At 67.7% G+C, this 22,499-nt stretch carries 25 protein-coding genes; 14 read left to right on the top strand and 11 right to left on the bottom strand.

Annotation, left to right across the window (positions count from 1 at the left end; genetic code table 11):
- Window positions 1-255 precede the first annotated feature (255 nt).
- On the top strand, window positions 256-936 hold the full coding sequence (locus A3ES_RS0140240) for a hypothetical protein (protein ID WP_157631012.1): 681 nt from the start codon (window positions 256-258) through the stop codon (window positions 934-936).
- A 97-nt stretch (window positions 937-1,033) separates the two neighbouring features.
- Here the strand turns inward: A3ES_RS0140240 and A3ES_RS0140235 are convergent, their stop codons facing one another.
- The 6 genes from A3ES_RS0140235 to A3ES_RS0140210 form a co-directional block, all read right to left on the bottom strand.
- Entirely contained in the window at window positions 1,034-2,311 is a 1,278-nt protein-coding gene (locus A3ES_RS0140235; RefSeq protein ID WP_020392511.1) for a thymidine phosphorylase, read from the bottom strand.
- On the bottom strand, window positions 2,308-2,700 hold the full coding sequence (locus A3ES_RS0140230; RefSeq protein WP_202806698.1) for a cytidine deaminase: 393 nt from the start codon (window positions 2,698-2,700) through the stop codon (window positions 2,308-2,310). The genes A3ES_RS0140235 and A3ES_RS0140230 overlap by 4 nt, the downstream gene beginning before the upstream one ends.
- Window positions 2,701-2,731: 31 nt before the next feature.
- A complete protein-coding gene (locus A3ES_RS0140225; RefSeq protein WP_020392509.1) occupies window positions 2,732-4,021 on the bottom strand; it encodes an ABC transporter permease in 1,290 nt (429 codons plus the stop codon).
- Window positions 4,018-5,223 carry an ABC transporter permease gene (locus A3ES_RS0140220; protein WP_020392508.1) on the bottom strand — a complete coding sequence of 402 codons (1,206 nt, stop codon included), beginning with the start codon at window positions 5,221-5,223 and terminating at the stop codon, window positions 4,018-4,020. The genes A3ES_RS0140225 and A3ES_RS0140220 overlap by 4 nt, the downstream gene beginning before the upstream one ends.
- Window positions 5,224-6,774, bottom strand: a complete 1,551-nt coding sequence (locus A3ES_RS0140215; protein WP_020392507.1) for an ABC transporter ATP-binding protein — start codon at window positions 6,772-6,774, stop codon at window positions 5,224-5,226. It lies immediately after the preceding gene.
- Window positions 6,775-6,882: 108 nt separating this feature from the next.
- Window positions 6,883-7,992, bottom strand: coding sequence for a BMP family lipoprotein (locus A3ES_RS0140210; protein WP_202806697.1), 1,110 nt, complete (start codon window positions 7,990-7,992; stop codon window positions 6,883-6,885).
- Between the two features lie 205 nt (window positions 7,993-8,197).
- On the opposite strand from A3ES_RS0140210, the gene A3ES_RS0140205 reads away from it, so the two are divergent.
- On the top strand, window positions 8,198-9,385 hold the full coding sequence (locus tag A3ES_RS0140205; RefSeq protein ID WP_020392505.1) for an amidohydrolase: 1,188 nt from the start codon (window positions 8,198-8,200) through the stop codon (window positions 9,383-9,385).
- Between the two features lie 107 nt (window positions 9,386-9,492).
- On the opposite strand, the gene A3ES_RS0140200 is transcribed toward A3ES_RS0140205, so the two are convergent.
- Window positions 9,493-11,073: an acyl-CoA mutase large subunit family protein gene (locus tag A3ES_RS0140200; protein WP_020392504.1), complete on the bottom strand. Its 1,581-nt coding sequence runs from the start codon at window positions 11,071-11,073 to the stop codon at window positions 9,493-9,495.
- Between the two features lie 124 nt (window positions 11,074-11,197).
- Here A3ES_RS0140200 and A3ES_RS0140195 point away from each other — a divergent pair, with 124 nt between their 5' ends.
- The 5 genes from A3ES_RS0140195 (at window position 11,198) to A3ES_RS0140175 (ending at window position 14,877) form a co-directional block, all read left to right on the top strand.
- Entirely contained in the window at window positions 11,198-11,428 is a 231-nt protein-coding gene (locus tag A3ES_RS0140195) for an AbrB/MazE/SpoVT family DNA-binding domain-containing protein (RefSeq protein ID WP_020392503.1), read from the top strand.
- The gene (locus A3ES_RS0140190) at window positions 11,415-11,852 is read left to right on the top strand and encodes a type II toxin-antitoxin system VapC family toxin (RefSeq protein WP_020392502.1); all 438 of its coding nucleotides are present in this window, start codon (window positions 11,415-11,417) and stop codon (window positions 11,850-11,852) included. The genes A3ES_RS0140195 and A3ES_RS0140190 overlap by 14 nt, the downstream gene beginning before the upstream one ends.
- 202 nt (window positions 11,853-12,054) lie before the next feature.
- Entirely contained in the window at window positions 12,055-13,197 is a 1,143-nt protein-coding gene (locus tag A3ES_RS0140185) for a glycosyltransferase family 4 protein (protein ID WP_026163641.1), read from the top strand.
- Window positions 13,194-14,297, top strand: coding sequence for a glycosyltransferase (locus tag A3ES_RS0140180; protein ID WP_020392500.1), 1,104 nt, complete (start codon window positions 13,194-13,196; stop codon window positions 14,295-14,297). Before A3ES_RS0140185 ends, A3ES_RS0140180 begins: the two co-directional genes overlap by 4 nt.
- Before the next feature lie 97 nt (window positions 14,298-14,394).
- Window positions 14,395-14,877 (top strand): peptidoglycan-binding domain-containing protein, encoded by a 483-nt coding sequence (locus A3ES_RS0140175; RefSeq protein WP_026163640.1) that lies wholly within the window; start codon window positions 14,395-14,397, stop codon window positions 14,875-14,877.
- Window positions 14,878-14,955: 78 nt separating this feature from the next.
- Here A3ES_RS0140175 and A3ES_RS0140170 read toward each other — a convergent pair whose 3' ends face one another.
- Complete coding sequence (locus A3ES_RS0140170; RefSeq protein ID WP_020392498.1) at window positions 14,956-15,771, bottom strand: MBL fold metallo-hydrolase; 816 nt, start codon at window positions 15,769-15,771, stop codon at window positions 14,956-14,958.
- Between the two features lie 272 nt (window positions 15,772-16,043).
- Here A3ES_RS0140170 and sdhC point away from each other — a divergent pair, with 272 nt between their 5' ends.
- The 5 genes from sdhC to A3ES_RS0140145 all read left to right on the top strand — a co-directional run bounded on the left by sdhC (window position 16,044) and on the right by A3ES_RS0140145 (window position 19,693).
- A complete protein-coding gene (gene sdhC / locus A3ES_RS0140165) occupies window positions 16,044-16,424 on the top strand; it encodes a succinate dehydrogenase, cytochrome b556 subunit (protein ID WP_020392497.1) in 381 nt (126 codons plus the stop codon).
- Between the two features lie 2 nt (window positions 16,425-16,426).
- Entirely contained in the window at window positions 16,427-16,882 is a 456-nt protein-coding gene (locus tag A3ES_RS0140160) for a succinate dehydrogenase hydrophobic membrane anchor subunit (RefSeq protein ID WP_020392496.1), read from the top strand.
- Window positions 16,883-16,895: 13 nt separating this feature from the next.
- Window positions 16,896-18,638, top strand: a complete 1,743-nt coding sequence (gene sdhA / locus A3ES_RS0140155; protein ID WP_020392495.1) for a succinate dehydrogenase flavoprotein subunit — start codon at window positions 16,896-16,898, stop codon at window positions 18,636-18,638.
- Window positions 18,638-19,342 (top strand): succinate dehydrogenase iron-sulfur subunit, encoded by a 705-nt coding sequence (locus A3ES_RS0140150; protein ID WP_020392494.1) that lies wholly within the window; start codon window positions 18,638-18,640, stop codon window positions 19,340-19,342. Before sdhA ends, A3ES_RS0140150 begins: the two co-directional genes overlap by 1 nt.
- A 105-nt stretch (window positions 19,343-19,447) precedes the next feature.
- Window positions 19,448-19,693 carry a hypothetical protein gene (locus tag A3ES_RS0140145; RefSeq protein WP_020392493.1) on the top strand — a complete coding sequence of 82 codons (246 nt, stop codon included), beginning with the start codon at window positions 19,448-19,450 and terminating at the stop codon, window positions 19,691-19,693.
- On the opposite strand, the gene A3ES_RS0140140 is transcribed toward A3ES_RS0140145, so the two are convergent.
- Window positions 19,690-20,121, bottom strand: a complete 432-nt coding sequence (locus A3ES_RS0140140; protein WP_020392492.1) for a DUF2000 domain-containing protein — start codon at window positions 20,119-20,121, stop codon at window positions 19,690-19,692. The genes A3ES_RS0140145 and A3ES_RS0140140 overlap by 4 nt on opposite strands.
- Before the next feature lie 79 nt (window positions 20,122-20,200).
- Between A3ES_RS0140140 and A3ES_RS0140135 the strand changes: the two genes are divergently transcribed.
- The gene (locus A3ES_RS0140135; RefSeq protein WP_020392491.1) at window positions 20,201-20,506 is read left to right on the top strand and encodes a hypothetical protein; all 306 of its coding nucleotides are present in this window, start codon (window positions 20,201-20,203) and stop codon (window positions 20,504-20,506) included.
- A gap of 3 nt (window positions 20,507-20,509) precedes the next feature.
- On the opposite strand, the gene A3ES_RS0140130 is transcribed toward A3ES_RS0140135, so the two are convergent.
- Window positions 20,510-21,340, bottom strand: a complete 831-nt coding sequence (locus A3ES_RS0140130; protein ID WP_020392490.1) for a M55 family metallopeptidase — start codon at window positions 21,338-21,340, stop codon at window positions 20,510-20,512.
- Between the two features lie 49 nt (window positions 21,341-21,389).
- On the opposite strand from A3ES_RS0140130, the gene A3ES_RS0140125 reads away from it, so the two are divergent.
- Entirely contained in the window at window positions 21,390-22,184 is a 795-nt protein-coding gene (locus A3ES_RS0140125; protein WP_026163637.1) for a helix-turn-helix transcriptional regulator, read from the top strand.
- On the opposite strand, the gene A3ES_RS0140120 is transcribed toward A3ES_RS0140125, so the two are convergent.
- Window positions 22,156-22,377 (bottom strand): SCO4848 family membrane protein, encoded by a 222-nt coding sequence (locus A3ES_RS0140120; protein ID WP_020392488.1) that lies wholly within the window; start codon window positions 22,375-22,377, stop codon window positions 22,156-22,158. The two genes, A3ES_RS0140125 and A3ES_RS0140120, sit on opposite strands and share 29 nt — an antisense overlap.
- Window positions 22,378-22,499: the final 122 nt, after the last annotated feature.

Genomic DNA, 22,499 nt, shown 5'->3' with positions numbered 1-22,499 from the left:
CCATAGCGCCAATGGCGGGTCAGGCAGTTCGCCTCCGGTTACGTTCGACCATGCGACCCTGGCCTTTGGCGCCTCCGGCAAGGGGCCGGGTCAGAGCGGTCACCGCGACGCAGGAGCGGCAAAGGTCGGGTGGGTGGGAGCCTCAGAGCGGGGAGCGACGTAGGAGCGAGCGGCGGCGGGGCGTGGGGTATTTGCCTGGCGTTCACCTTGGTCTGGTGGGGTTGGGGGGTAATCCCCTGATCCTGCGGAGGAATTGTGAGGCGAGCCGGGCCTGGTGTTGCCGCGTTGGTGTTTGTCGGGCTGGCTGGGCTGACTGGCTGTGGGAGCGACGCCGGGGCCGCCACCCAGACGGGGTTCAGTACGCCGTCCGCGCCTGCCGACGTTCCTGCAGTGGCTCCGGTGCCGACCAGCGGGCTGGCGGGGTTGGCCGTTGTGCCGGGCGGGTTCATGAAGGGTTCTTCGGATGACCCGCGGCAGGTGACCGGGCCGTTCACGCGGCAGACCTTCGTCGACAACCTGTCCGGTTCGCCCGCCGAGGATCTTGCCCTGCTGATCAACGCGGGCTGCAAGGACGGCTACCAGACGTTCCGGCTCAGCCCTGACCGGCGCAAGCGGGTCACCGTGCAACTCTTCAAGGCCGGCTCCAAGGCCAAGGCAGTCGACCTGCAGAAGGGTTTCTGGAGTCAGGACGAGCACAGCAGGCAGTTCGCAGTACGGGGTGTGCCTGAGGCGCTGACGGATGCTCGGACCGAGGTCGCCGGCGTGACCGGCCGGATCGAGGCGGTCGCGGTGGCGAGCATCACCGTCGGCGCGATGGTCGCCGAAGTCACGGTGAGCCAGGCCGGCACGCTCGAGAAGACACCGGTGCCCGACATCAAACTCGCCACCACCATGATCCAGCTGCAGAAAGCCCGGCTCACCACCAAGTCCGGCTGACGGTCGCGCGGGCTGACCGGCGTCGGCGGGATGGAGCGCGTGACGGCGTACGGGGTCCCGGTGTGGCTGGCCATCGCCGGGACCGCCGTACTGCGGGTCAGGCGGTGATGCGATCGATCACCAGTGGGGTTGGAGTGTAGGAGTCGGAGATCTCGATCGCGTTGGCCAGGGACTCCAGGGCGCGGTCGAAGCGGGTGGCGTCGTCGGCGTGGAGGGTCAACAAGGGCTGACCTTCGGCGACCTGGTCACCCGGCTTGGCGTGCAACTCGACTCCCGCGACTGGGGAGACCGGGTCTTCCTTGCGGGCACGGCCGGCGCCGAGACGCCAGGCCGCGACTCCGACCGCCAGAGCGTCCAGGGTGGACAGGACGCCTGTGGCTGTTGCCTTGACGACGTGTTGTTCGGGTGCCACGGGGAGCTCGGCATCGGGGTCGCCGCCTTGGGCCGCGATCATCCGGCGCCAGGCGTCCATCGCCGTACCGTCCTGCAGTTTCGTGGCCGGGTCGATGTCGGTGACACCGGCGGCCGCGAGCATTTCGGTGGCCAGGGCAACGGTCAGTTCGATCACGTCGGCCGGGCCGCCACCGGCCAGTACCTCGACGGATTCCCTGACCTCCAAGGCGTTTCCGGCGGTCAGGCCGAGCGGCACTGACATCTCGGTGAGCAGGGCAACGGTCTTCACGCCGGCATCGGTGCCCAGCGCAACCATCGTCTCGGCCAGCTCGCGGGCGTCGGCCAGGTCCTTCATGAACGCGCCGGTGCCGACCTTCACGTCCAGCACCAGCGCACCGGTGCCCTCGGCAATCTTCTTGCTCATGATCGAGCTGGCGATCAGCGGGATCGCCTCGACCGTGCCGGTTACGTCACGCAATGCGTACAGCTTCTTGTCGGCCGGCGCCAGCCCGTCGCCGGCCGCGCAGATCACCGCGCCGACGTCCTCGAGCTGCCGCATCATCTCGTCGTTCGACAGCGCCGCCCGCCAGCCGGGGATCGACTCGAGCTTGTCGAGGGTGCCGCCGGTGTGCCCGAGGCCGCGGCCGGACAGCTGCGGTACGGCGACGCCGCACGCCGCCACCAAGGGGGCCAAAGGCAACGTGATCTTGTCGCCGACGCCGCCGGTCGAGTGCTTGTCCGCGGTCGGCCGGGACAGCTTGGCGAAGTCCATCCGCTCACCGGAGGCGATCATCGCCGCGGTCCAGCGGGCGATCTCGCGCCGGTTCATCCCGTTCAGCAGGATCGCCATCGCCAGCGAGGACATCTGCTCGTCCGCGACCGCGCCCTTGGTATAGGCGTCGATCACCCAGTCGATCTGACCGTCGCTCAGCTCGCCTTTGTCCCGCTTGGTACGGATCACGTCGACCGCGTCGAAGCTCACTGATCTTCCATTCTCTCGGGCCCGAACGCGTCGGGGAGCAGCTCGCGCAGGGGGCGGCTGCCGGTGGCGGACTCGATCAGCAGGGTCGGTCCACCGTGTTCGTGCAACAGCTGACGGCAGCGGCCGCAGGGCGTGAGCAGCTCTTCGTTGTGGTCGACGCAGGTGAAGGCGACCAGCCGCCCACCACCGCTCGCATGCAACTCGGACACCAGCCCGCACTCAGCACACAACGTCAACCCGTACGACGCGTTCTCCACGTTGCACCCGGCAACTACCCGCCCATCGTCCACCAGCGCCGCAGCACCCACGGGGAATCCGGAGTACGGGGCGTAAGCCCGGCGCATCGCCCCGACTGCAGCCGCTCGCAGCTCAACCCAGTTTACGTCCATCACACCAGCATCCCCCATCGAACCAACAGCGTTACTCGGTGACGTAGGGCTCACCGTCTGCCTTCGGGGCTCTTACTCGGCCGACCAGGCCGGCTACGGCGATGATGGTGGCCAGGTACGGGGCCATCAGCAACAGTTCGCCGGGGATCGGGGTCTGGATGATCTGGAGCTGGGACTGCAACTGGGTGGCGAAGCCGAAGAACAGGGCCGCCACCATCGCGCCGATCGGGTGCCAGCGGCCCATGATCAGCGCGGCCAGTGCGATGAACCCGTTGCCCGCGGTCATCCCCTTGCTGAACGAACCGGCGTACCCGACCGTGAAGAACGCGCCGCCCAGGCCGGCCAGTACGCCCGCCCACAGCACCGCGGAGTACCGGACCCGCTTGACCTTGATACCGACCGTGTCGGCCGCCTTCGGGTGCTCGCCGACCGCGCGGACCCGCAGACCCCAGCGGGTCTGGAACAGCACGAAGGTGACCAACGCGACCGCGATGTAGGTCAGGTACACGAGCACCGTCTGCTGGAACAGGATCGGCCCGAAGAACGGGATGTCGCCCAGCAGCGGGATCTTCACCGCGGACAGCACGTCCAGCGTGTTCAGGTTGGCGGAGTCCTCCTGCAGGAACTGGTCGAACAGATACCCCGTGATGCCGGAGGCAAAGACCACCAGCACAACGCCGAGGACCACCTGATTCACCAGGTACTTGATGGAGAACACGGCCAGCAACGACGCCATCAGCACACCGGTCAGAGCGGCGGCGATCAACGCCGCGACCGCGCTGCCCGTAGTACTGGCGACAACGGCCGCCGTGAACGCGCCGACCAGGAACTGACCCTCGATGGCGATGTTGATGACACCCGCGCGCTCACACAGCACACCGGCCAGCGCGCCGAGGATCAGCGGAGTGGCGAAGTTCAGCGTGCCCTGGAACTGGTTGGCCAGCGGGAAGACCTTGCCCGCCGCGGCCCAGCAGAGGAACGCACCGATGAAGCAGACCCCCAGTACTGCGGCCAGCCAGCCCGCGTACTTCGTCGGAACCCGGCGCATCACGTAGGCCACCGCGGCCAGTAGCCCGAGAGCGCCGAGCAGGATGGCCACCGGCTGAGCCGGTATGCCGACCAGGTTGTTCTCCAGATCGCCGGACACCAACTGGAAGGTGGCCTTGCCACCGTTGGTGCCGATCCCCAGGCCCAGCCCGATCAGGGCGAAGACCAGCATCAGGCCGCCGACGCGCAACCGGCGTACTCGCTCGGCCGGCCCCTCGATACTCGCCGGCGCCGGGGCGAGACGCGTTTCGGCGGTCTTGATCGACTCGCTCATCCGTTCCAGCCTTTCGCGAGGACCGCCCCTACGCCGCGTTCCTTCGGCAGGAAGCGGAAGACCGAACGCACCAGCGCCGGGGCGGCGACGAACAGCACGATCACGGCCTGCAGCACGGTAGTCAGGGTCAGCGGCGTCTGGGTCTGCAGCTGCATCTGCAGGCCGCCCGCGTTGAGGGCGCCGAAGAGCAGACCGGCCAGGACGGTTCCGAGCGGCGTACCGCGGCCCAGCAGCGCCACCGTGATCGAGTCAAAGCCGACTGAGGCGGCGACGCCATCAGTCAGCGGCAGATCGGTACCGAGCACCTGCTGACTGCCCGCGAGCCCGGCCAGCGCTCCGGCCACCAGCATCGCGATGAAGTACGCACGGCCGACCGACATCCCCGCAGTACGGGAGGCATCGGCGTTGGCGCCGACCGCGCGCAGCTCGAAGCCGATGGTCGAACGGTTCAGCAGCCACCAGACGAAGGCGGCCGCGGCCAGCGCGAGGAAGAAGCCCACGTGCAACCGGGTGCTGCCGAACTGCGGGTACTGCGCGTTCGCGTCCACGATCGGGCTGATCGGGTCCTCGCGACCGGGCCGCTTGAAGGTCGTTGTCGTCAGCAACCACTGGAGCAGGTAGATAGCGACGTAGTTGAGCATGATCGTGACGATCACCTCGTGTGCGCCGGTGCGCGCCTTCAGCAGACCGACCACGCCGCCCCAGATCGCGCCGCCGACCAGGCCGGCCAGGATCGCGGCGATCAGGTGGATGCCGGGCGGCAGGTGCCAGGCGAACCCGACCCAGGCGGCCAGGATCGCGCCGACGATCAGCTGGCCCTGGGCACCGATGTTGAACAGGCCGGTACGGAACGCCAGCGAGACGGCCAGACCGCCACAGATCAACGGGGTCGCCGCCGTCAGCGACTCCGTGATCGGGGTGACCCCGCCGAGAGCGCCGACGGCGAGTGCCTTGTAGGCGTTGCCGACGGCACTGAAAGCGGCCGAGAAGGTGTCCATCGGCGCGGCGCCGAAGTAGCCCAACGCCGCCTTCACCTGGTCGTCACCGATGATGATCAAGACGGCGCCGACCAGCAGCGCCAGCAGGATCGCGCTCAGCGAGACCAGCCCCTGGACCGCCCAGCTGGGCAGCCCGGAACGCCTTGACTGGTCGCCCGGCCCGGCCGGTACCTGCGCCGGCTCTGTGGTTGTGTCGGTGCTCATCTAGATGGTTCCCAACGTGGTCGGGTTCTCGATCGCGACTTCGTGTGCCTCGGTCCGGGGCACGCCGGCCATCATCAGGCCGAGCTCGTCGCGAGGCGTGTCGGACGGTACGACGCCGACCACCTTGCCGCGGTACATCACCGCGACCCGGTCGGACAAAGCGGCGATCTCGTCCAGCTCGGTGGACACGATCAAGACGGCGGTGCCCTGGTCCCGTTCCTTCACGATCCGGGTGTGCAGGAACTCGATCGAGCCGACGTCGACACCGCGGGTGGGCTGCGAGGCGACCAGCAGCTTCACCGGTCTGGACAGCTCGCGAGCCAGCACCACTTTCTGCTGGTTGCCGCCGGACAGCGACGAGACCGGCAGGTCCGCGCCCTGGGTGCGGATGTCGAACTCCTCGATCCGTTCGTTCGCGTTCTTCTCGATCTCGTCGGTACGCAGCCTCAGGCCCTTGCCGAACGGCTCCCGCCGGAACAGGTCGAGGACCAGGTTCTCAGCCACGCTGAACGAGCCGACGAAACCGTCATGTCCGCGGTCCTCGGGGATGTAACCGATGCCGGCGTCGAGCCGCTGCCGGGTGGTCACCCCGGTCAGGTCCTTGCCGTCCAGCGAGATCCGGCCGGCCGCGATCGGGGTCAGCCCGAGCAGCGCCTCGGCGAGCTCGGTCTGGCCGTTGCCCTGGACACCGGCCACGGCCAGGATCTCGCCCGCGCGGACCTCCAGGTCCACCCCGTCGACGGCGGTGAACCCACGCTCGTCGATCACGGTCAGGCCTTCGATCCGCAGTACCGGTTCGCCTGGCTGGGCGGGCTCCTTGTCGACGACGAGGTCGACGGCGCGGCCGACCATCAGCTCGGCGAGCTCTTCCTCGGACGCGGACGGCTCGGCCTGGCCGACCACCTTGCCACGGCGGATCACGGTGATCTTGTCCGCGATCGCCTTGACCTCTTTGAGCTTGTGGGTGATGAAGACGATCGAGGTGCCGTTCTCCTTCAGCTGCCGCATCACCGCGATCAGCTCGTCGATCTCGGCCGGCGTCAGGACCGCGGTCGGCTCGTCCAGGATCAGCACCCGGGCGTCGTTGGTGAGCGCCTTGATGATCTCCACCCGCTGCTGGACGCCGACCGGGATGTCCTCGACCATCGCCTCGGGGTTCACCTCGAACCCGTACCGCTCGGACAGCTCGGTGACCAGCGCGTTGGCCTTCTTGCGGTCCAGCACGCCGCCGGGGTGGGTGTTCTCCCGGCCGAGCATGATGTTCTCCGCGACGGTGAAGACCGGCACCAGCATGAAGTGCTGGTGCACCATCCCGATGCGGTGCTTGATCGCGTCGCTCGGCGAGGTGATCGCGACCTTCTCGCCGTCGATCACGATCTCGCCGGAATCGGGCTGCAGCAGCCCATAGAGCATGTTCATCAGGGTGGACTTGCCGGCCCCGTTCTCGCCGAGCAGGCAGTGGATCTCACCCGGGGAGATCACCAGGTCGATCTGGTCGTTGGCGACCAGGGAGCCGAAACTCTTGGTCAGCCCCGAGAGCTCTAGATGCATGCGGGCATGCCCCCTTCGTAGACACAGCCTTCAGACGGCGAGCCAGGAAGGCCGTGCCCCGAAGGGCCCTGCCTGCCTGGCTCGCACCGTACTACGCGCCTGAGTGGATCAGGACGCCTTGGGCTGCGCCTTGGATTCCAGCACGATCTTGCCGCCGATGATGTCGGCCTTGATCTGGTCCAGCTCGGTCTTCAGCTCGGCCGGGACCTTGCTGTCGAACTCGTGGAACGGCGCCAGCGCGGTGCCGCCGTTCTCCAGCGTGCCGATGAACTGCTTGTTGTCGAACTTGTTGTCGACCACCGAGGTGACCGCGTCCTGAACGGCGACGTCCATGCCCTTCTTGACGCTGGAGATCAGCACCGAGCAGTACTCCGCGGCGCTGACGCAGCCGTCGGTGTCGACCCAGATCGCGTTGACCTTGCCGGCGCTGGCCTTGGCCGCCTGCAGACCGCCCAGACCGGACGGGCCGGCCACCGGGAAGATGATGTCGGCGCCCTGGGTGATCAGGTTCTGGCCGGTGTTCTGGCCCTTGGCCTTGTCCTCGAAGCTACCGGTGAACAGACCGGCCTGCTTGGCGTCGTCCCAGCCGAGCACCTGAACGTTCTTCGACTTCTGCTTGTTGTAGTAGCGCACGCCCTCGGCGAAACCGTCCATGAAGATGGTCACCGGCGGGATCTTGATGCCACCGAAGGTGCCGACCTTGCCGCTCTTGGACATCGCGGCGGCCAGGTAGCCGGCCTGGAAGCTGGACTGGGCGGTGTTGAAGCCCAGCGGCTTGACGTTCGCGATCGGCTTCGGCGGGGCCGAGTCGACGATCGCGAACTTGACCTCCGGGTTCGCCGCGGCCGCCTTGTCGGTGGCGTCCTCCAGCTTGAAGCCGACGGCGATGATCACCTTGCACTTGGCGTTGATCATGGCGGTCATGTTGGTCGGGTAGTCGTTGTCCGACTTCGACTCGACCTTCTGCTCGGTCAGGCCCTTCGCCTTGACGGCGGCCTGGAAACCCTCGTAGGAGGTCTGGTTGAACGACTTGTCGTCGAACCCGCCCGAGTCGGAGACCATGCAGGCCTTGAAGTCCTTGTTGGCGCCCCCGCCTGCCGTGTCGTCAGTCGGCTTGCTGCCACACGCGGCGACGGCAAGCGTCAGCACGCCCACGATCGCCAATCCCCGCACGTACTTCTTCACCGGACGTCTCCTTTGTCGACCAAGTTCTGTCATCGGCAAGCCTTCCCAGGTGCCGCATCCGCAGACTATAGGTGCGAGCCTGTCCTCTTTGAACGGTACAAGGGCCTCGATACCGGAAAGTAATCGGCGCGAGAAGCATTGCAACGAAACATCTGCCGGCCGCCTCCCCGTGATCACACAGCGTGACACCCGGCAGGGCCCGGACAAGCGGGCCGGGAGCGTGATGGAGAATCAGTGAATGACGACTTCGCACAGCCTGCGGCTCTCCGACGTGAAGGCTCGCGTCGACGAGGTGCGGGCGGAGACGGTCGCGGTACGCCGTGATCTGCATGCCCATCCCGAGCTCGGCTGGCATGAGGTCCGGACGACGGAACTGCTCGCGCGGCGGCTCACCGAGGCAGGGCTCTCGCCTCGCGTGCTGCCGACCGGGACCGGGCTGATCTGCGATATCGGCTCCGGCGACACCTGCGTGGCGTTGCGCGCCGACATCGACGCGTTGCCCGTACCGGATGCGGTAGACGTCGCTTGGCGCTCGACGATCGACGGAGCGGCGCACGCGTGCGGGCACGACGTACACACTGCTGCTCTCCTCGGCGCGGGTCTGGTGCTGGCCGGGATGGCCAAGGACGGTCTGCTTGACCGTCGGGTGCGGCTGATCTTCCAGCCGGCTGAGGAGGCCATGCCGGGTGGTGCGCTCGGCGTGATCGCCGCTGGTGGACTCGAAGGCGTGCGCCGGATCTACGGGCTGCACTGCGATCCCCGGCTGCAGGTCGGCCAGGTCGGCCTGCGGACCGGCGCCTTGACCGCCGCCGCCGACCGGATCCTGATCCGGCTGACCGGGCCGGGCGGGCACACGTCGCGCCCGCACTTGACCGGCGACCTCGTCTACGCGCTGGCATCTCTCGTCACCGAACTGCCGGCCGCCCTGTCACGCAGGGTCGACCCGCGCGCGGGGATGTCGCTGGTCTTCGGCCGGATCACGTCCGGGTCGGCGGCCAACGCGATCCCGGCTCGCGGCGAGGCCGAGGGCACGCTGCGCTGCCTGGACGTCAACGCCTGGCGCTTCGCGGCCGACCTGATCCCGACGCTCGCGGAGCAACTCGTCGCGCCGTACGGCGTGGAGGTGGACACCGAGGTCACGCATGGCGTCCCGCCGGTGATGAACGACGCCGGCGCGATCGACGTGTTCCGCTCGGCCGTCGACCAGACGATGGGCTCGGGCGCGCTCGCCCAGACCGATCAGAGTCTGGGCGGCGAGGACTTCGCGTGGTACCTGGAGCACGTCCCGGGCGCGATGGCACGCCTCGGCGTACGGCCGATCGGCGTGGAGACCGCCGCCGACCTGCACACCCCCGGCTTCAACCCCTCCGAAGACGCCATCTCCCTCGGCACCACGCTACTAACCGCAACCGCCGTGCTGGACTGATCCGTCCCGACCGACAGGACATAGTCCCCGTTCTGCGGCCGACCACCGCTCCACTGAGCGTGGCGCACCGCCGCCCGACCGACTATGTCCTGTCGGTCGGGACAGAACTAGAAAGTGTCGGCGGGGACGTAGCCGCCCCAGACTGCGCGGAGGGCGTTACAGACCTCGCCGACCGTGGCGCGGGCCTTCAGGGCTTCCTTCATCGGGTAGAGGCAGTTGTCGTTGCCCCGGGCAGCGTTCTGCAGGTCGGTGAGCGCCTTGTCGACGGCCGCCTGATCGCGTTCGGCGCGGAGCTTGGCGAGCCGCTCGACCTGCTGCGCCTCGATCGCCGGGTCGACCCGGAGCGGTTCGTACGGATCCTCCTCGGCGACCTTGTACTTGTTCAGCCCGACGACGACGCGCTCGGCCGAGTCGATCTGCTGCGCGATCCGGTACGCCGACCGCTCGATCTCCTGCTTCTGGAAGCCCTTCTCGATGGCCGCGACGGCGCCACCGAACTCCTCCACCTGATCCATCAGCTCGCGCGCGGCCGCCTCCACCTCGTCGGTGAGCGACTCGACCACGTACGAGCCGGCGAAGGGATCCACGGTCGCGGTGATGTCGGTCTCGTAGGCGAGCACCTGCTGCGTGCGCAACGCGAGCCGCGCCGCCTTCTCGGTCGGCAGCGCGATCGCTTCGTCGTACGAGTTGGTGTGCAGTGACTGCGTCCCACCGAGTACTGCGGCAAGGCCCTGGATCGCGACCCGGACGAGGTTGACCTCGGGCTGCTGGGCGGTCAGCTGGACGCCGGCCGTCTGGGTGTGGAACCGCAACATCAACGACTTGGGGTTCTTCGCGCCGAACTCGTCCCGCATCACCTGCGCCCAGATCCGCCGGGCCGCGCGGAACTTGGCGACCTCCTCGAGCAGGGTCGTCCGGGAGACGAAGAAGAACGACAGCCGCGGCGCGAAGGTGTCCACGTCGAGGCCGGCCGCGACCGCGGTACGGACGTATTCGATGCCGTCGGCCAGCGTGAAGGCGATCTCCTGCGCGGGCGTCGCGCCGGCCTCGGCCATGTGGTAGCCGGAGATGGAGATCGTGTTCCAGCGCGGCAGCTCGGTCTGGCAGTAGGCGAAGATGTCGCTGATCAGCCGCAGCGACTCCTTCGGCGGGTAGATGTAGGTGCCGCGGGCGATGTACTCCTTCAGTACGTCGTTCTGGATCGTGCCGGTGAGCTTGTCACCGGACACGCCCTGCTCCTCGGCGACCAGTTGGTAGAGCAGCAACAGCACCGAGCCGGGCGCGTTGATCGTCATCGAGGTGGACACCTGGTCCAGCGGGATCCGGTCGAACAGCACCCGCATGTCGTCGATCGAGTCGATCGCCACCCCGACCTTGCCGACCTCGCCGTGCGCGAGCTCCGCGTCGGAGTCGTAGCCCATCTGGGTCGGCAGGTCGAACGCGACCGACAGCCCCATCGTGCCGGCGTCGATCAGCTGGTGGTACCGCTGGTTCGACTCGGCCGCGGTGCCGAACCCGGCGTACTGGCGCATGGTCCACGGCCGCTGCGTGTACATGGTCGGGTAGACGCCCCGGGTGAACGGGTACTCCCCCGGCACGCCCAGCTTCTGCCCAGCATCGAACCCTTCGAGCCGCTCAGGTCCATAGACCGGCTCGAAGTCCCATCCCGACTCGGTCTGATGACTCATCCCTCAACCGTAGGCCGAACCACCCCACCGCTGGTACGCACCACCCAGGTGACATCCAGCACCCTCTGTGACCGGCGTCTCGGGTAGAATCCAACTGGTCGGATTCTTACCAGAAGGAGGCAGCATGCGGCTCAGGTCCAAGGGGCAGCTGACGGTGCCGGTCGAGGTGCGCGAACACCTCGGCCTGCACGAGGGCGACGAGGTCGAGTTCGTCATCCAGGGCAACACCGTGCACATCGTCCGCGCGAAGAACAACAACTCCCACGGCAGCCGGGTGGCCGCCCGGCTCCGCGGTCGCGGGTCCAGCGGGATGAGCACCGACGAGATCATGGATCTGCTCCGTGGCGAGGACTGAGCTCTCTCTGGTCCGGCCACAGGCCACCATGGTCGACGCCTGCGTCATCCTCGACCTCACGACAGACGACCCGAAGTGGGCCGACTGGTCCGCTGAAGCCATCGCCGAGGCCGCGGACGCGGGCCCGCTCGTCATCAACCCGATCATCTACGCCGAGATCTCGGTCGACTTCACCTCCATCGAGGAGCTCGACGAGCTGATCGACGACGCCGGCCTCCGCCGCGAACCACTGCCGTTCGAGGCTGGATTCCTCGCCGGCAAGGCCTACCTCGACTACCGGCGGCGAGGCGGCACCCGTCGTTCACCCCTCGCCGACTTCTACATAGGCGCCCACGCGGCCATCGCCGGCTACCGCCTCCTCACCCGCGACACCGCCCGCTACCGCGGCTACTTCCCCGCCGTAAAACTCATCAGCCCCAACTAGCCGGCGGTCGGCCCGCCGTACGAGTGGGCGATGTGGGGCTTATTCAGGCGGGGGTGAAGCTCGGTGTTGGTGTGGTGGTTGCTGGGTGGTGCCGGGTGGTTGCCTGGTGGTCATTTGGTGGTTGGGGATGTGTCGACTGGGGATCGACGCCGTGTTACGGGAGTGTCGCCGAGGGTTCATGCGGGGTCGGGAACCTCGCAGTGTGCGCATAGTGATGGTCGCCGAGTCCTTCCTGCCGCAGATCAATGGCGTGGCGAACACGGTTCGCCACGTCGCCGACCGGCTGCTGGCCCACGGGCACCAGCTGCTGATCATCGCCGCCGGCCCCGGTCCCGACAGCTACCAGGGCGTCCGGGTGATCCGGGCCCGCAGCTTCGGGATCCCTGGCTACAAGGAGTTCCCCGTCGGGTTGCCCGATCCCGCGATCGAACGCGCGATGGCCGACTTCAAGCCGGATCTCGTGCACCTGGCGTCACCCTTCATCCTCGGCGCCTACGGCCTGCGCAGCGCGCGCCGGCTCGGGCTGCCGACGGTCGCGATCTTCCAGACCGACCTGGCCGCCTTCGCCCGCCAGTACCCGTGGTTCGCGAAGGCCGATCGCGGCGTACAGGCCTGGATCCGCCGGGTCCACTCCCGCGCGGACCGCACGCTCGCGCCGTCGTCGGCCTCGGTCGCCCAGCTCGTCCAGGCGGGCGTCCCCCGGGTACACACCTGGGGTCGCGGCGTGAATCTCGACCTCTTCGACCCGGCCAACCGCGACGAGCAGTGGCGCCGGGAGATCTCGCCGGACGGCAAACCGATCGTCGGGTACGTCGGCCGGCTGGCCGCGGAGAAGAAGGTCAAGCGGCTGGCCGAGCTGGCCGACCTCGACTGCCACGTCGTCGTGGTCGGCGACGGCCCGGACCGCCACACCTTGGAGAACACGTTGCCAGGAGCAACCTTTCTCGGCATGCGCCGCGGCGCCGACCTGGCCGCGATCTTCGCCGGGCTGGACATCTTCGTGCACACCGGCGAACACGAGACCTTCTGCCAGACCATCCAGGAGGCGCAGGCATCCGGCGTGGTGACGGTCGGCCCGGCCGCGGGCGGCCCGCTCGACCTGATCCGGCCGGGCGAGAACGGCTTGCTCTTCGAACCAGGCAAGGCGGGCTCGCTCCGCCAGGCAGTAGCTCACCTACTCGACAACCCGCCCCAGCGAGCCACGATGGCAGCGGCCGGCCAGCGCCGAGTGCAGACGAGGACCTGGCCGGCTGTCGTGGACGACCTGGTCAATCGCCACTACGCCGAAGTACTGGAAGAAGCCGCACAACAGACCCGTACTGCGCGCCTAAGGCGCGCCGCATGAGCCTGCGCATCGCCCAGCTCGCCAACTTCGTCGGTCCGACCTCGGGCGGGATGCGGACCGCGATCGAGCACCTCGGCCAGGGGTACTGCGAAGCCGGCGCCGAGCGGATCCTGATCACGCCCGGCGAGCGCGACAGCGTGATCGAGACCGAGGTCGGCACGATCGTCCGGATGAAGGCACCGAAGGTCGGCGGCGGCTATCGCCTGATCACCGACCCCTGGCGCGTGATCGACGCCCTGGAACGCTTCCGGCCGACCACCGTGGAGATCTCCGACAAGTCCACTTTGTTGCCGGTGGCAAGGTGGGCGCGCAGGAACGAGATCGGCTCGGTGCTCTTCAGCCACGAACGTCTCGACGCGATGCTGTCATTGCGCACGGGCCGCCAACTCGGTGTCGCCGCGGGTGTCGGCGCGCTCTATCGCCTACTGAGCCGCACGTACGACGCCGTGGTGGTGACGTCCCGGTACGCCGCCGCCGAGTTCGACGAGGTGACGACCCCGCTGGTCCGGATCCCCTTGGGCGTGGACCTGGAGACATTCCACCCTTCGCTCGCGACCCCGCTCGACGACGGCGTACTGAAGCTCGTCCACGCCGGCCGCTTGTCCCGTGAGAAGAGCCCACACCTCGCCGTCGCCACCGCGGCCGAGCTGCACCGACGCGGCATCAACCTGCGAATGGACGTCTACGGCTCCGGCCCACACCTCGACGAGCTCATCGCCATCGCAGGCAGCGCCCCGGTCACCTTCCACGGCTACATCGACGGCCGCATCAACCTGGCCCGCCACCTTGCCGAGGCCGACATCGCCCTCTCGGTCTGCCCAGGCGAAACGTTCGGCCTCGCAGTACTGGAAGCACTAGCAGCCGGTACGCCGGTAGTAACGGCCGACACCGGCGGAGCCCGCGAACTAGTCGACGAAACCTGCGGCCGCTGGGGCCAGCCAACCCCAGCAGCACTCGCGGACGCAGTACTGGACCTGATGACCCAGCCAGACCGCAGAACTGCGGCCCGCCAACGAGCCGAACTCTACGACTGGCACACCTGCGTCCAGCACATGCTCAACCTGCACAAGCGATTGGCGCTCAAACGGATGGCCGCATAGTTAGAGCTGTATCGAAGTCTTGTAACAGCACGAACCAGATGCGCTCTGGTGGCGTCTCTTCTGGCAACTAACCAATGACAGATGCTAGGAGAAACAAATGCCTTCCATTCGTGCAGCCATGGCCGTTGTCGGGCTGGCGCTGGCTCCGTTGGCTGTTGCGCTGCCTGCTTCCGCGGCGCCTGCCCAGGCCTCGGCCAAGCTCGGCCAGTGTGACGATGCCTACCCGATCAAGCTCCAGCGCGGCTGGCAGATCACCCTTCCCGGCGTTTGGGAGGACTACAACTTCACCTGCAACCTGAAGCTGGGGGACCTGCCGAACCGGGACCCACAGAACCCCTTCGGAAACCCGACCGCGGCCATCAAGACCCTGCAGCGCAACCTGAACTTCTGCTACGGCTCCACGCTGCGGATCGACGGCAAGTACGGCGCGAACACCGCCGCGGTGGTCAAGCGGGTGCAGACCAGGCACAAGCTCACGGCGGACGGCGTGTATGGCCCGCAGACCCGCTCGGCAATGAACTGGCGGCAGTACAACCCCGGCACGAAGGTCTGGACGAAGACCTGCTCCAGCCCGATCTGATCAAACTGAACGAATCGCTCCGGGACCTGTAGCGGCGTGTGCCTCACCTCGCCGCAACAGGTCTCCTGCGTTGCCCGCTTAGGTCAGGTGGTCGTAGTCGCCGCGGGTCCAGGCGGCGTGGCGGTCGGCGGAGCGGCGGACTATGGCTTTGGCGTCGACCGGGATCACGGAGCCGAAGTTGTTGTAGAGGCGGTCGTACTCGAACACGTCGAGCGACCGGGCGACCCGGTCCACCACCGCGCCGGACAGGGGAATGCGGTTCGGGTAGCTGCGCATGAAGCTGACCGAGGTGCGGTCCGGGTTGGCGAAGATGGTGTCGCCGGACAGGATCACGCCCTTGCCGTCCGCGGCTTCGGCCCAGTGCACCACCGCGCTGCCCGGGAAGTGCCCGCCCGGCTGGATCACCGTCACACCCGGCAACGGGTTGAGCTTGCCCGACCAGGTCTGGATCACCGGGTCCTGCCGAGCCACCCATTCGGCGTCAGCCTCGGAGACGTACACCGGCACGCCGCCGAGTCGGTGGCTCCACTCGACCTGTACGCCGTACATGTGCGGATGACTCGCGATGATCGCGATGACCTCCCCCAGCTCCCGGACCCGCCGTACGGCGTCGTCGTCCAGGTACCCGATCGGGTCCCAGAGCAGGTTGCCCTCGGCGGTCCGCAGCAGCATCGACTGCTGGCCGATCCCGACCGGCGGCCTCGACCGTACGCCGTACAGGTCCGGCTCGACCTCGTCGATGGTGACCTCGGTCCCCGACGCGGACAGCTGCTCGAGCGTGGTCCAGTGCTGCCCGTCGGCGGGCACCCACTGCCGCTCGTCGGCGCAGATGGCGCACACCTCGACCTGCTCGGAGTGCTCCACCGCACAGGTCTCACAGATCCAGAAACTCACTGTCGTCCCCTCTCCACCCGGCGTGGCCGGGCCGTTTTTTCGTCGCCAGTCCCACGCTAATCCCCCGCCACGCCGCCGTACCTCGCCGAGAGCGATCTCACATGAGAGCTGCGCAGAACGGGTGCGGGGCAGCGATAGCATCAAGAACGGCCTGGTTCCTTTCCGGGCCGAGCCGATCGCGGCCGCCGTGTCAGACCGACACCGTGCTGACCAGACGCCCCGGAGTCGCCGCGCTCACCGGCTCTGGTCCGTCGTCCGATCGGAGGATCGGTTTGCCCAGCAAGCCAGTCGGCACGCTGTACCGCGGTCACGAGGGCATGTGGTCGTGGGTGGCGCACAGGATCACCGGCGTCGGGATCTTCTTCTTCCTCCTCGTGCACGTGCTCGACACCGCGCTGGTCCGGGTCTCCCCCGAGGCCTACAACGAGGTGATCGGCACCTACAAGAACCCGATCGTCGGGCTGATGGAGGTCGGTCTGGTCGGCGCCATCCTGTTCCACGCGTTCAACGGCATCCGGCTGATCCTGGTGGACTTCTGGGCCAAGGGCCCGCGCAACCAGCGCAAGCTGATGATCGGCGTCGGGGTGGTCTGGATCGTCTTGTTCGTGCCGTTCGTGATCCGGCACCTGATGCACGTCTTCGGCGGGGAGTGAGCATGTCCGAGATCGCAGCCCCGCGCTCGTCCACCCGGTCCCGCTCGCTCAAGGGCGGCGGCCGGAACCGGTCCGGCCAGACCAACTTCGAGCTCTACAGCTGGCTGTTCATGCGGCTGTCCGGGCTCGCCCTGGTGGTCCTCGTGCTCGGCCACCTGTTCGTCAACCTGATGCTCGGCGGCGGCATCACCGCGCTGGACTTCGCCTTCGTGGCCGGCAAGTGGGCCAACCCGCTGTGGCAGGTCTGGGACCTGCTGATGCTGTGGCTGGCGATGCTGCACGGCACCAACGGGATGCGCACGATCATCAACGACTACGCCGAGAAGGACCAGACCAGGTTCTGGCTGAAGAGCCTGCTGATCACCGCCTCGATCGTGATCGTCGTGCTCGGCACCCTGGTCATCTTCACCTTCGACCCCTGCCTCGACCCCAGCTCCACGCTGTCGGTCTGCAAGTAAAGGACAGTTTCAGATGCAGCGGCACCAGTACGACGTCGTGATCGTCGGTGCGGGTGGAGCGGGTATGCGCGCGGCCCTGGAGTCCAGCAAGCGGACCCGGACCGCGGTGCTCACCAAGCTCTACCCGACCCGGTCGCACACCGGCGCGGCCCAGGGCGGCATGTGCGCCGCGCTGGCCAACGTCGAGGAGGACAACTGGGAGTGGCACACCTTCGACACGGTCAAGGGTGGTGACTTCCTGGTCGACCAGGACGCGGCCGAGGTGATGTGCCGCGAGGCCGTCGACGCGGTACTCGACCTGGAGAAGATGGGCCTGCCGTTCAACCGGACGGCCGAGGGCAAGATCGACCAGCGCTTCTTCGGCGGCCACACCCGCAACCACGGCGAGGCCGTCGTCCGCCGTTCCTGCTTCGCCGCGGACCGGACCGGCCACATGATCCTGCAGACGCTCTACCAGCAGTGCATCAAGCAGAACGTCGAGTTCTTCAACGAGTTCTACGTGCTCGACCTGCTGATGGTGGCCGGCAAGGCGACCGGCGTGGTCGCCTACGAACTGGCCACCGGCGAGCTGCACATCTTCTCGGCCAAGTCGATCGTGTTCGCCTCCGGCGGCTTCGGCAAGGTCTTCCGGACCACCTCGAACGCGCACACGCTGACCGGCGACGGGATGGGCATCGTCTGGCGTAAGGGCCTGCCGCTGGAAGACATGGAGTTCTTCCAGTTCCACCCGACCGGCCTGGCCGGCCTCGGCGTCCTGCTGTCGGAGGCCGCCCGCGGTGAGGGCGGAATCCTGCGGAACAAGGACAACGAGCGCTTCATGGAGCGGTACGCGCCGACCGTGAAGGACCTCGCGCCGCGCGACATGGTGGCCCGGGCGATGGCGAACGAAGTACGGGAAGGCCGTGGTTGTGGGCCGGACGGCGCGTACGTGATGCTCGACCTGACCCACCTGGAGCCCGCGCACATCGACGCGAAGCTGCCGGACATCACCGAGTTCGCCCGGACCTATCTCGGCGTCGAGCCGTACACCGAGCAGATCCCGGTGTTCCCGACCGCGCACTACGCGATGGGCGGCATCCCGACCAACATCCGGGGCGAGGCGCTGGCCAACAACACCGACGTCATCCCCGGCCTGTACGCCGCGGGCGAGGTCGCGTGCGTCTCCGTCCACGGCGCCAACCGGCTCGGGACGAACTCGTTGCTGGACATCAACGTGTTCGGCCGGCGGGCCGGGATCGCCGCCGCGGAGTACGCGGAGACCGCGGACTTCGAGGAGTTGCCGGATGCGCCGGAGACCTTCGTGGTCGACCTGATCGAGGGCATGCGCACCGCCACCGGCGAGGAGCGGGTAGCCGCGATCCGGGCCGACCTGCAGGCCACGATGGACATCAACGCGCAGGTGTACCGGACCGAGGGCTCGCTGAAGCAGGCGCTGACCGACATCGAGGCACTCAAGCTCCGCTTCGCGAACGTCGCCGTCCAGGACAAGGGCAAGCGGTTCAACACCGACCTGCTGGAGGCCGTCGAGCTGGGCTTCCTGCTCGACCTGGCCGAAGTACTGGTGGTCTCCGCGCTGGCCCGCAAGGAGTCGCGGGGCGGGCACTTCCGCGAGGACTACGACAAGCGTGACGACGTGAACTTCATGCGGCACACGATGGCCTACCGGTCGATCGATGCCGAGGGCAACGTCAACATCCGACTGGACTACAAGCCGGTCGTGCAGACCCGCTACAAGCCGATGGAGCGGAAGTACTGATGGACGTCAAGGTCAAGATCCTTCGGTACAACCCCGAGGTCCTCGACGAGGCCGAGTGGAAGACGTACTCGGTCACCCTGCTGCCCGGCGACCGGGTGCTGGACGCGCTGCACAAGATCAAGTGGGAGCAGGACGGCACGCTGACGTTCCGCCGGTCCTGCGCGCACGGCGTCTGCGGTTCGGACGCGATGCGGATCAACGGCCGCAACCGGCTGGCCTGCAAGACGCTGATCAAGGACCTGAACCCGGACAAGGAGATCACCGTCGAGCCCATCAAGGGCCTGCCGGTGCTCAAGGACCTGGTCGTCGACATGGAGCCGTTCTTCGACGCGTACCGCGCGATCATGCCGTTCCTGGTCACCAGCGGCCACGAGCCGACCCGCGAGCGGATCCAGTCGCAGGCCGACCGGGAGCGCTTCGACGACACCACCAAGTGCATCCTCTGCGCCGCCTGTACGACGTCCTGCCCGGTCTTCTGGTCCGACGGCCAGTACTTCGGCCCGCAGGCGATCGTCGGCGCGCACCGGTTCATCTTCGACAGCCGCGACGAGGGTACCGAGCAGCGGCTGGAGATCCTGAACGACAAGGAAGGCGTCTGGCGCTGCCGGACCACCTTCAACTGCACCGACGCCTGCCCCCGCGGTATCGAGGTCACCAAGGCGATCCAGGAGGTCAAGCGCGCGCTGATCTTCCGCCGCGTCTGACCCTCCGCCCTCCCCGCCCGCCCCCGCCCTCCCCGCCGACGTCCGGTCACCTCTTCCACTTTGGGCACCCGGCAGTCGTCCTACTCGCGAGTAGGTGACTGCCGGGTGCCCAAAGTCGGAGGGTTGCGCGATGCAACCGACGGAACGGCGCTGCTGCTCCAGCGCGGCTCGCAGCGCGAGCTCTTCCGGCTGGGGACCGGGACTGTCTTCACACCACCAGTCGATCTGAACGACCTGGACAGCGTCGGCGGCATCCTCTACGCGTCCAGGTATCCGGTGGACGGCAAGAACACCCAGGCTCTCACCAGCACCGACCGCGGCCGCACCTGGAAGTACTTCGAACCCCGCTAAGGGTGCATCCTCGCGCCCTTGAGGATCTTGTCCACGGCGTTCTTCGGTCCGTGCAAGGCCAGCCCGACCAGGTCGAGCTGGCTCTGCTGGACTGCTCTCACGGCCGCGCGGTTGTCGCGGTCGTTCCCGGTGGTGAAGAGTTCCTGGGTGAAGACGGAGACCGTGAGCCCGCGACCGAGGGCGCGCTGATGGGCGAGCGCCATGAACTCTTTGGCGCCCTCGAACACCAGCACGGGCTGACGGAACATCGGCAGGTACTGCGTCCCGTCGGCGTCCTCGTACGGTTCGCCCACCAGCTCCGGATTCGTCCCCGCGATCCCACTCACCAGAAACGCCGTCACGTTCAGCCGCTGCCAACTCACCAGATCCTCCCGCAGCAACACAGCGATCTTGGTATCGAACCGAACCGGCTCAGTCACGTTGTCCACAGGCTCAAATCTGCCCGCTGAAACGCCGCCCCGGCTTGTACGTTCTTAACAACTACCGATCGCCCTCATACTGACGCGCATGGACTGGTCGACAGAACCGAAGGCGCGCCTGCTCGTGACGGCGTACGTGGTGGGATTCCTGCTGTGGTTGGCCGGCCTCATCGTGGTGTTGTACAACCAGGCCACCAGCGGCTCGGGGGCATCGATGACCGTCGGCGTCGTGTTGTTCGCCGTCGGCCAGGCGGTCATCACGTCCCTGGCGTTCCGCCTGCGCACTCACTTCCCCGCCCCGAACCAGACCCAGGGCAACTTCCAGAGAGCCTGGAACCACCTCGCCCTCGGTCTCGCGCTGCCTTCGGCCGTACGTCTGCTGCTCAACCGGTAGCGATCAGCAGTACGGGTGGTTGCTGGTGATGGCGGTGGCTACTCGGAGGAAGAGGCAGAAGAGGCGGTAGAGGTCGGGCATCGGGGCGTCGACGATGACGGTGCGGTCGTCGGTGCGGGTGACGCCGGGGATGGCTGGGAGGTGGGAGGCGACGGAGGCGTTCTGCCAGCGGACGGTGAGGCGGTGGGAGGTTCGGCTCACGGTCGGGGTTGCTCTTGGTTCGCGCAGAGCTGTCTGAGTGGTGGTCTCGATGGCGCTGCGGGCTTCGGCGATCGGGACGAGCTGGGCGGCGAAGCGGTCCTTGGCGAACTTGACCGGGACGGTCGCGACCGACGAGTCCCACGCGGTCATCTCGGCGCAGGCGGTGTCATCGCCGGTGAGCAGAGCCACCGGTACGCCGTACGCCGCGGCCGTCGCGTGCAGGAGCCCGATCTCGCCGACCGGGCGGTCGTCGAGCCAGATGTCCTCGATCTCGTGGCCCATGAAGCTGTGGCTGAGCACGCCGAGGATGCCCGCGCGGGCGTGGAAGCCGACGCAGACGACCGCGTCGTACTCCGGGGTCAGTCCCTCGATCATGCCCATCGGCTTCGGGCGGCCCTTGATCAGCGTGACCCGCGGGTCGAGCAGATCGGGGAGCAGATTGCGCATCGGGCCATGGGCGTCGTTGACCAGGACCGTCGACGCCCCGCCCCCGAAGGCCCCGCGGACGGCCGCGTTGACGTCCTCGGTCATCATCACCCGGCCGCGCTCGTAGTCGCGCCCAGGCGGCTGGACGTCCTCCGCGTCGACCAGTCCGGTGATGCCTTCCATGTCCGCGCTGATGTAGACCTTCAAGCCGCTGCCTCTCTCGGGATCGTCGTCCTCCGAGGGTATGTTCTGAGCTATGAGCAGTGACGCGCAGGTGAGAGCCTGGCGGCCGGCGATGGACGGTGTCGTCGAGGTGCTGCACGCGCACTTCCCGTCGCACGCCTACCCGAGCCACACGCACGACGCGTGGACCGTGCTGATCGTGGACGAGGGCGCGGTCCGCTACGACCTGGACCACCGCGAGCACGGCCTGTCCCAGGCGCAGGTGTCGCTGCTCCCCCCGAACGTCCCGCACGACGGCCGGTCGGTCCACCCCGAAGGCTTCCGCAAGCGGGTGCTCTACCTCGAGCCGGATCGCCTGGGCGGCGAAGGCCTGGTCGGCGCGGCGGTCGACCACCCGGAGTACGTCGACCCCGTACTGCGCCACCGCCTGCACCAACTGCATGGCGTGCTGCTCGACGGCCGGGAAGACCTCGAAGCGCAAAGCCGGCTCACGCTGATCGAGGAGCGGCTCCAGCAGCACCTGAGCAAGCAGGTCGTCGCTCCGCCGGATCGCCGTGACGCCGGGGTGGCCGTGAAACTTCGGGAGGTTCTCGACGGCCATCTACCAGCCGGCTTGACGCTGAACCAGGCCGCTGAGTTGGTGCATGCGCATCCGGCTCATCTGGTTCGCGCCTTCAGCCGCGAGTTCGGGATGCCGCCGCATCGCTATCTGACCGGCCGCAGGATCGACCTGGCCCGGCGCTATCTACTCGAGGGCCGGCCGGCGGCGGAGGTCGCAGTACTGGCCGGGTTCTTCGACCAGTCGCATCTGACCCGGCACTTCCGCAGGATGCTCGGGGTCAGTCCGTCGCGTTTCGTGCAGCCTTGAGGGCGCGGTAGCCCCAGGTGCCGAGCAGGACGGCGATCAGCAGGTTCACGACGATCAGGACCGTGTGCGCCACGTAGTACCCGGTCGGGCGGCCTTCGGTGCCGGCCAGGTTCTTGATGAAGGTCACGTAGGTGACGACGTTCCAGACGGCGATACCGATCAGGACGAGAGCATGCTTGCGTTCTAGCTTCACCCGACCAGTCTTGCGTAGCGGGGCGGCCGCGCCTCACTCGGCCGCCCCGAGCGAGGGGCGAGCTCTCTACGTGAGTACGAGGCTGGTCCAGTCAGTAACCACCGGGCAACCCTTTGTGGCTA

It is taken from the genome of Kribbella catacumbae DSM 19601 (assembly GCF_000372465.1).
GTDB lineage: Bacteria > Actinomycetota > Actinomycetes > Propionibacteriales > Kribbellaceae > Kribbella > Kribbella catacumbae.
The sequence above is the reverse complement of the archived record's forward strand: the minus strand, read 5'-3'. Positions and strand labels throughout refer to the sequence as shown.

Coding starts and splice junctions, on each gene's coding strand:
- A3ES_RS0140230 (WP_202806698.1), bottom strand. CDS start 2,700: ATGGACGTAAACTGGGTTGAGCTGCGAGCGGCTGCAGTCGGGGCGATG.
- A3ES_RS0140225 (WP_020392509.1), bottom strand. CDS start 4,021: ATGAGCGAGTCGATCAAGACCGCCGAAACGCGTCTCGCCCCGGCGCCG.
- A3ES_RS0140220 (WP_020392508.1), bottom strand. CDS start 5,223: ATGAGCACCGACACAACCACAGAGCCGGCGCAGGTACCGGCCGGGCCG.
- A3ES_RS0140215 (WP_020392507.1), bottom strand. CDS start 6,774: ATGCATCTAGAGCTCTCGGGGCTGACCAAGAGTTTCGGCTCCCTGGTC.
- A3ES_RS0140210 (WP_202806697.1), bottom strand. CDS start 7,992: ATGACAGAACTTGGTCGACAAAGGAGACGTCCGGTGAAGAAGTACGTG.
- A3ES_RS0140205 (WP_020392505.1), top strand. CDS start 8,198: ATGACGACTTCGCACAGCCTGCGGCTCTCCGACGTGAAGGCTCGCGTC.
- A3ES_RS0140200 (WP_020392504.1), bottom strand. CDS start 11,073: ATGAGTCATCAGACCGAGTCGGGATGGGACTTCGAGCCGGTCTATGGA.
- A3ES_RS0140195 (WP_020392503.1), top strand. CDS start 11,198: ATGCGGCTCAGGTCCAAGGGGCAGCTGACGGTGCCGGTCGAGGTGCGC.
- A3ES_RS0140180 (WP_020392500.1), top strand. CDS start 13,194: ATGAGCCTGCGCATCGCCCAGCTCGCCAACTTCGTCGGTCCGACCTCG.
- A3ES_RS0140175 (WP_026163640.1), top strand. CDS start 14,395: ATGCCTTCCATTCGTGCAGCCATGGCCGTTGTCGGGCTGGCGCTGGCT.
- A3ES_RS0140160 (WP_020392496.1), top strand. CDS start 16,427: ATGTCCGAGATCGCAGCCCCGCGCTCGTCCACCCGGTCCCGCTCGCTC.
- sdhA (WP_020392495.1), top strand. CDS start 16,896: ATGCAGCGGCACCAGTACGACGTCGTGATCGTCGGTGCGGGTGGAGCG.
- A3ES_RS0140150 (WP_020392494.1), top strand. CDS start 18,638: ATGGACGTCAAGGTCAAGATCCTTCGGTACAACCCCGAGGTCCTCGAC.
- A3ES_RS0140135 (WP_020392491.1), top strand. CDS start 20,201: ATGGACTGGTCGACAGAACCGAAGGCGCGCCTGCTCGTGACGGCGTAC.
- A3ES_RS0140125 (WP_026163637.1), top strand. CDS start 21,390: ATGAGCAGTGACGCGCAGGTGAGAGCCTGGCGGCCGGCGATGGACGGT.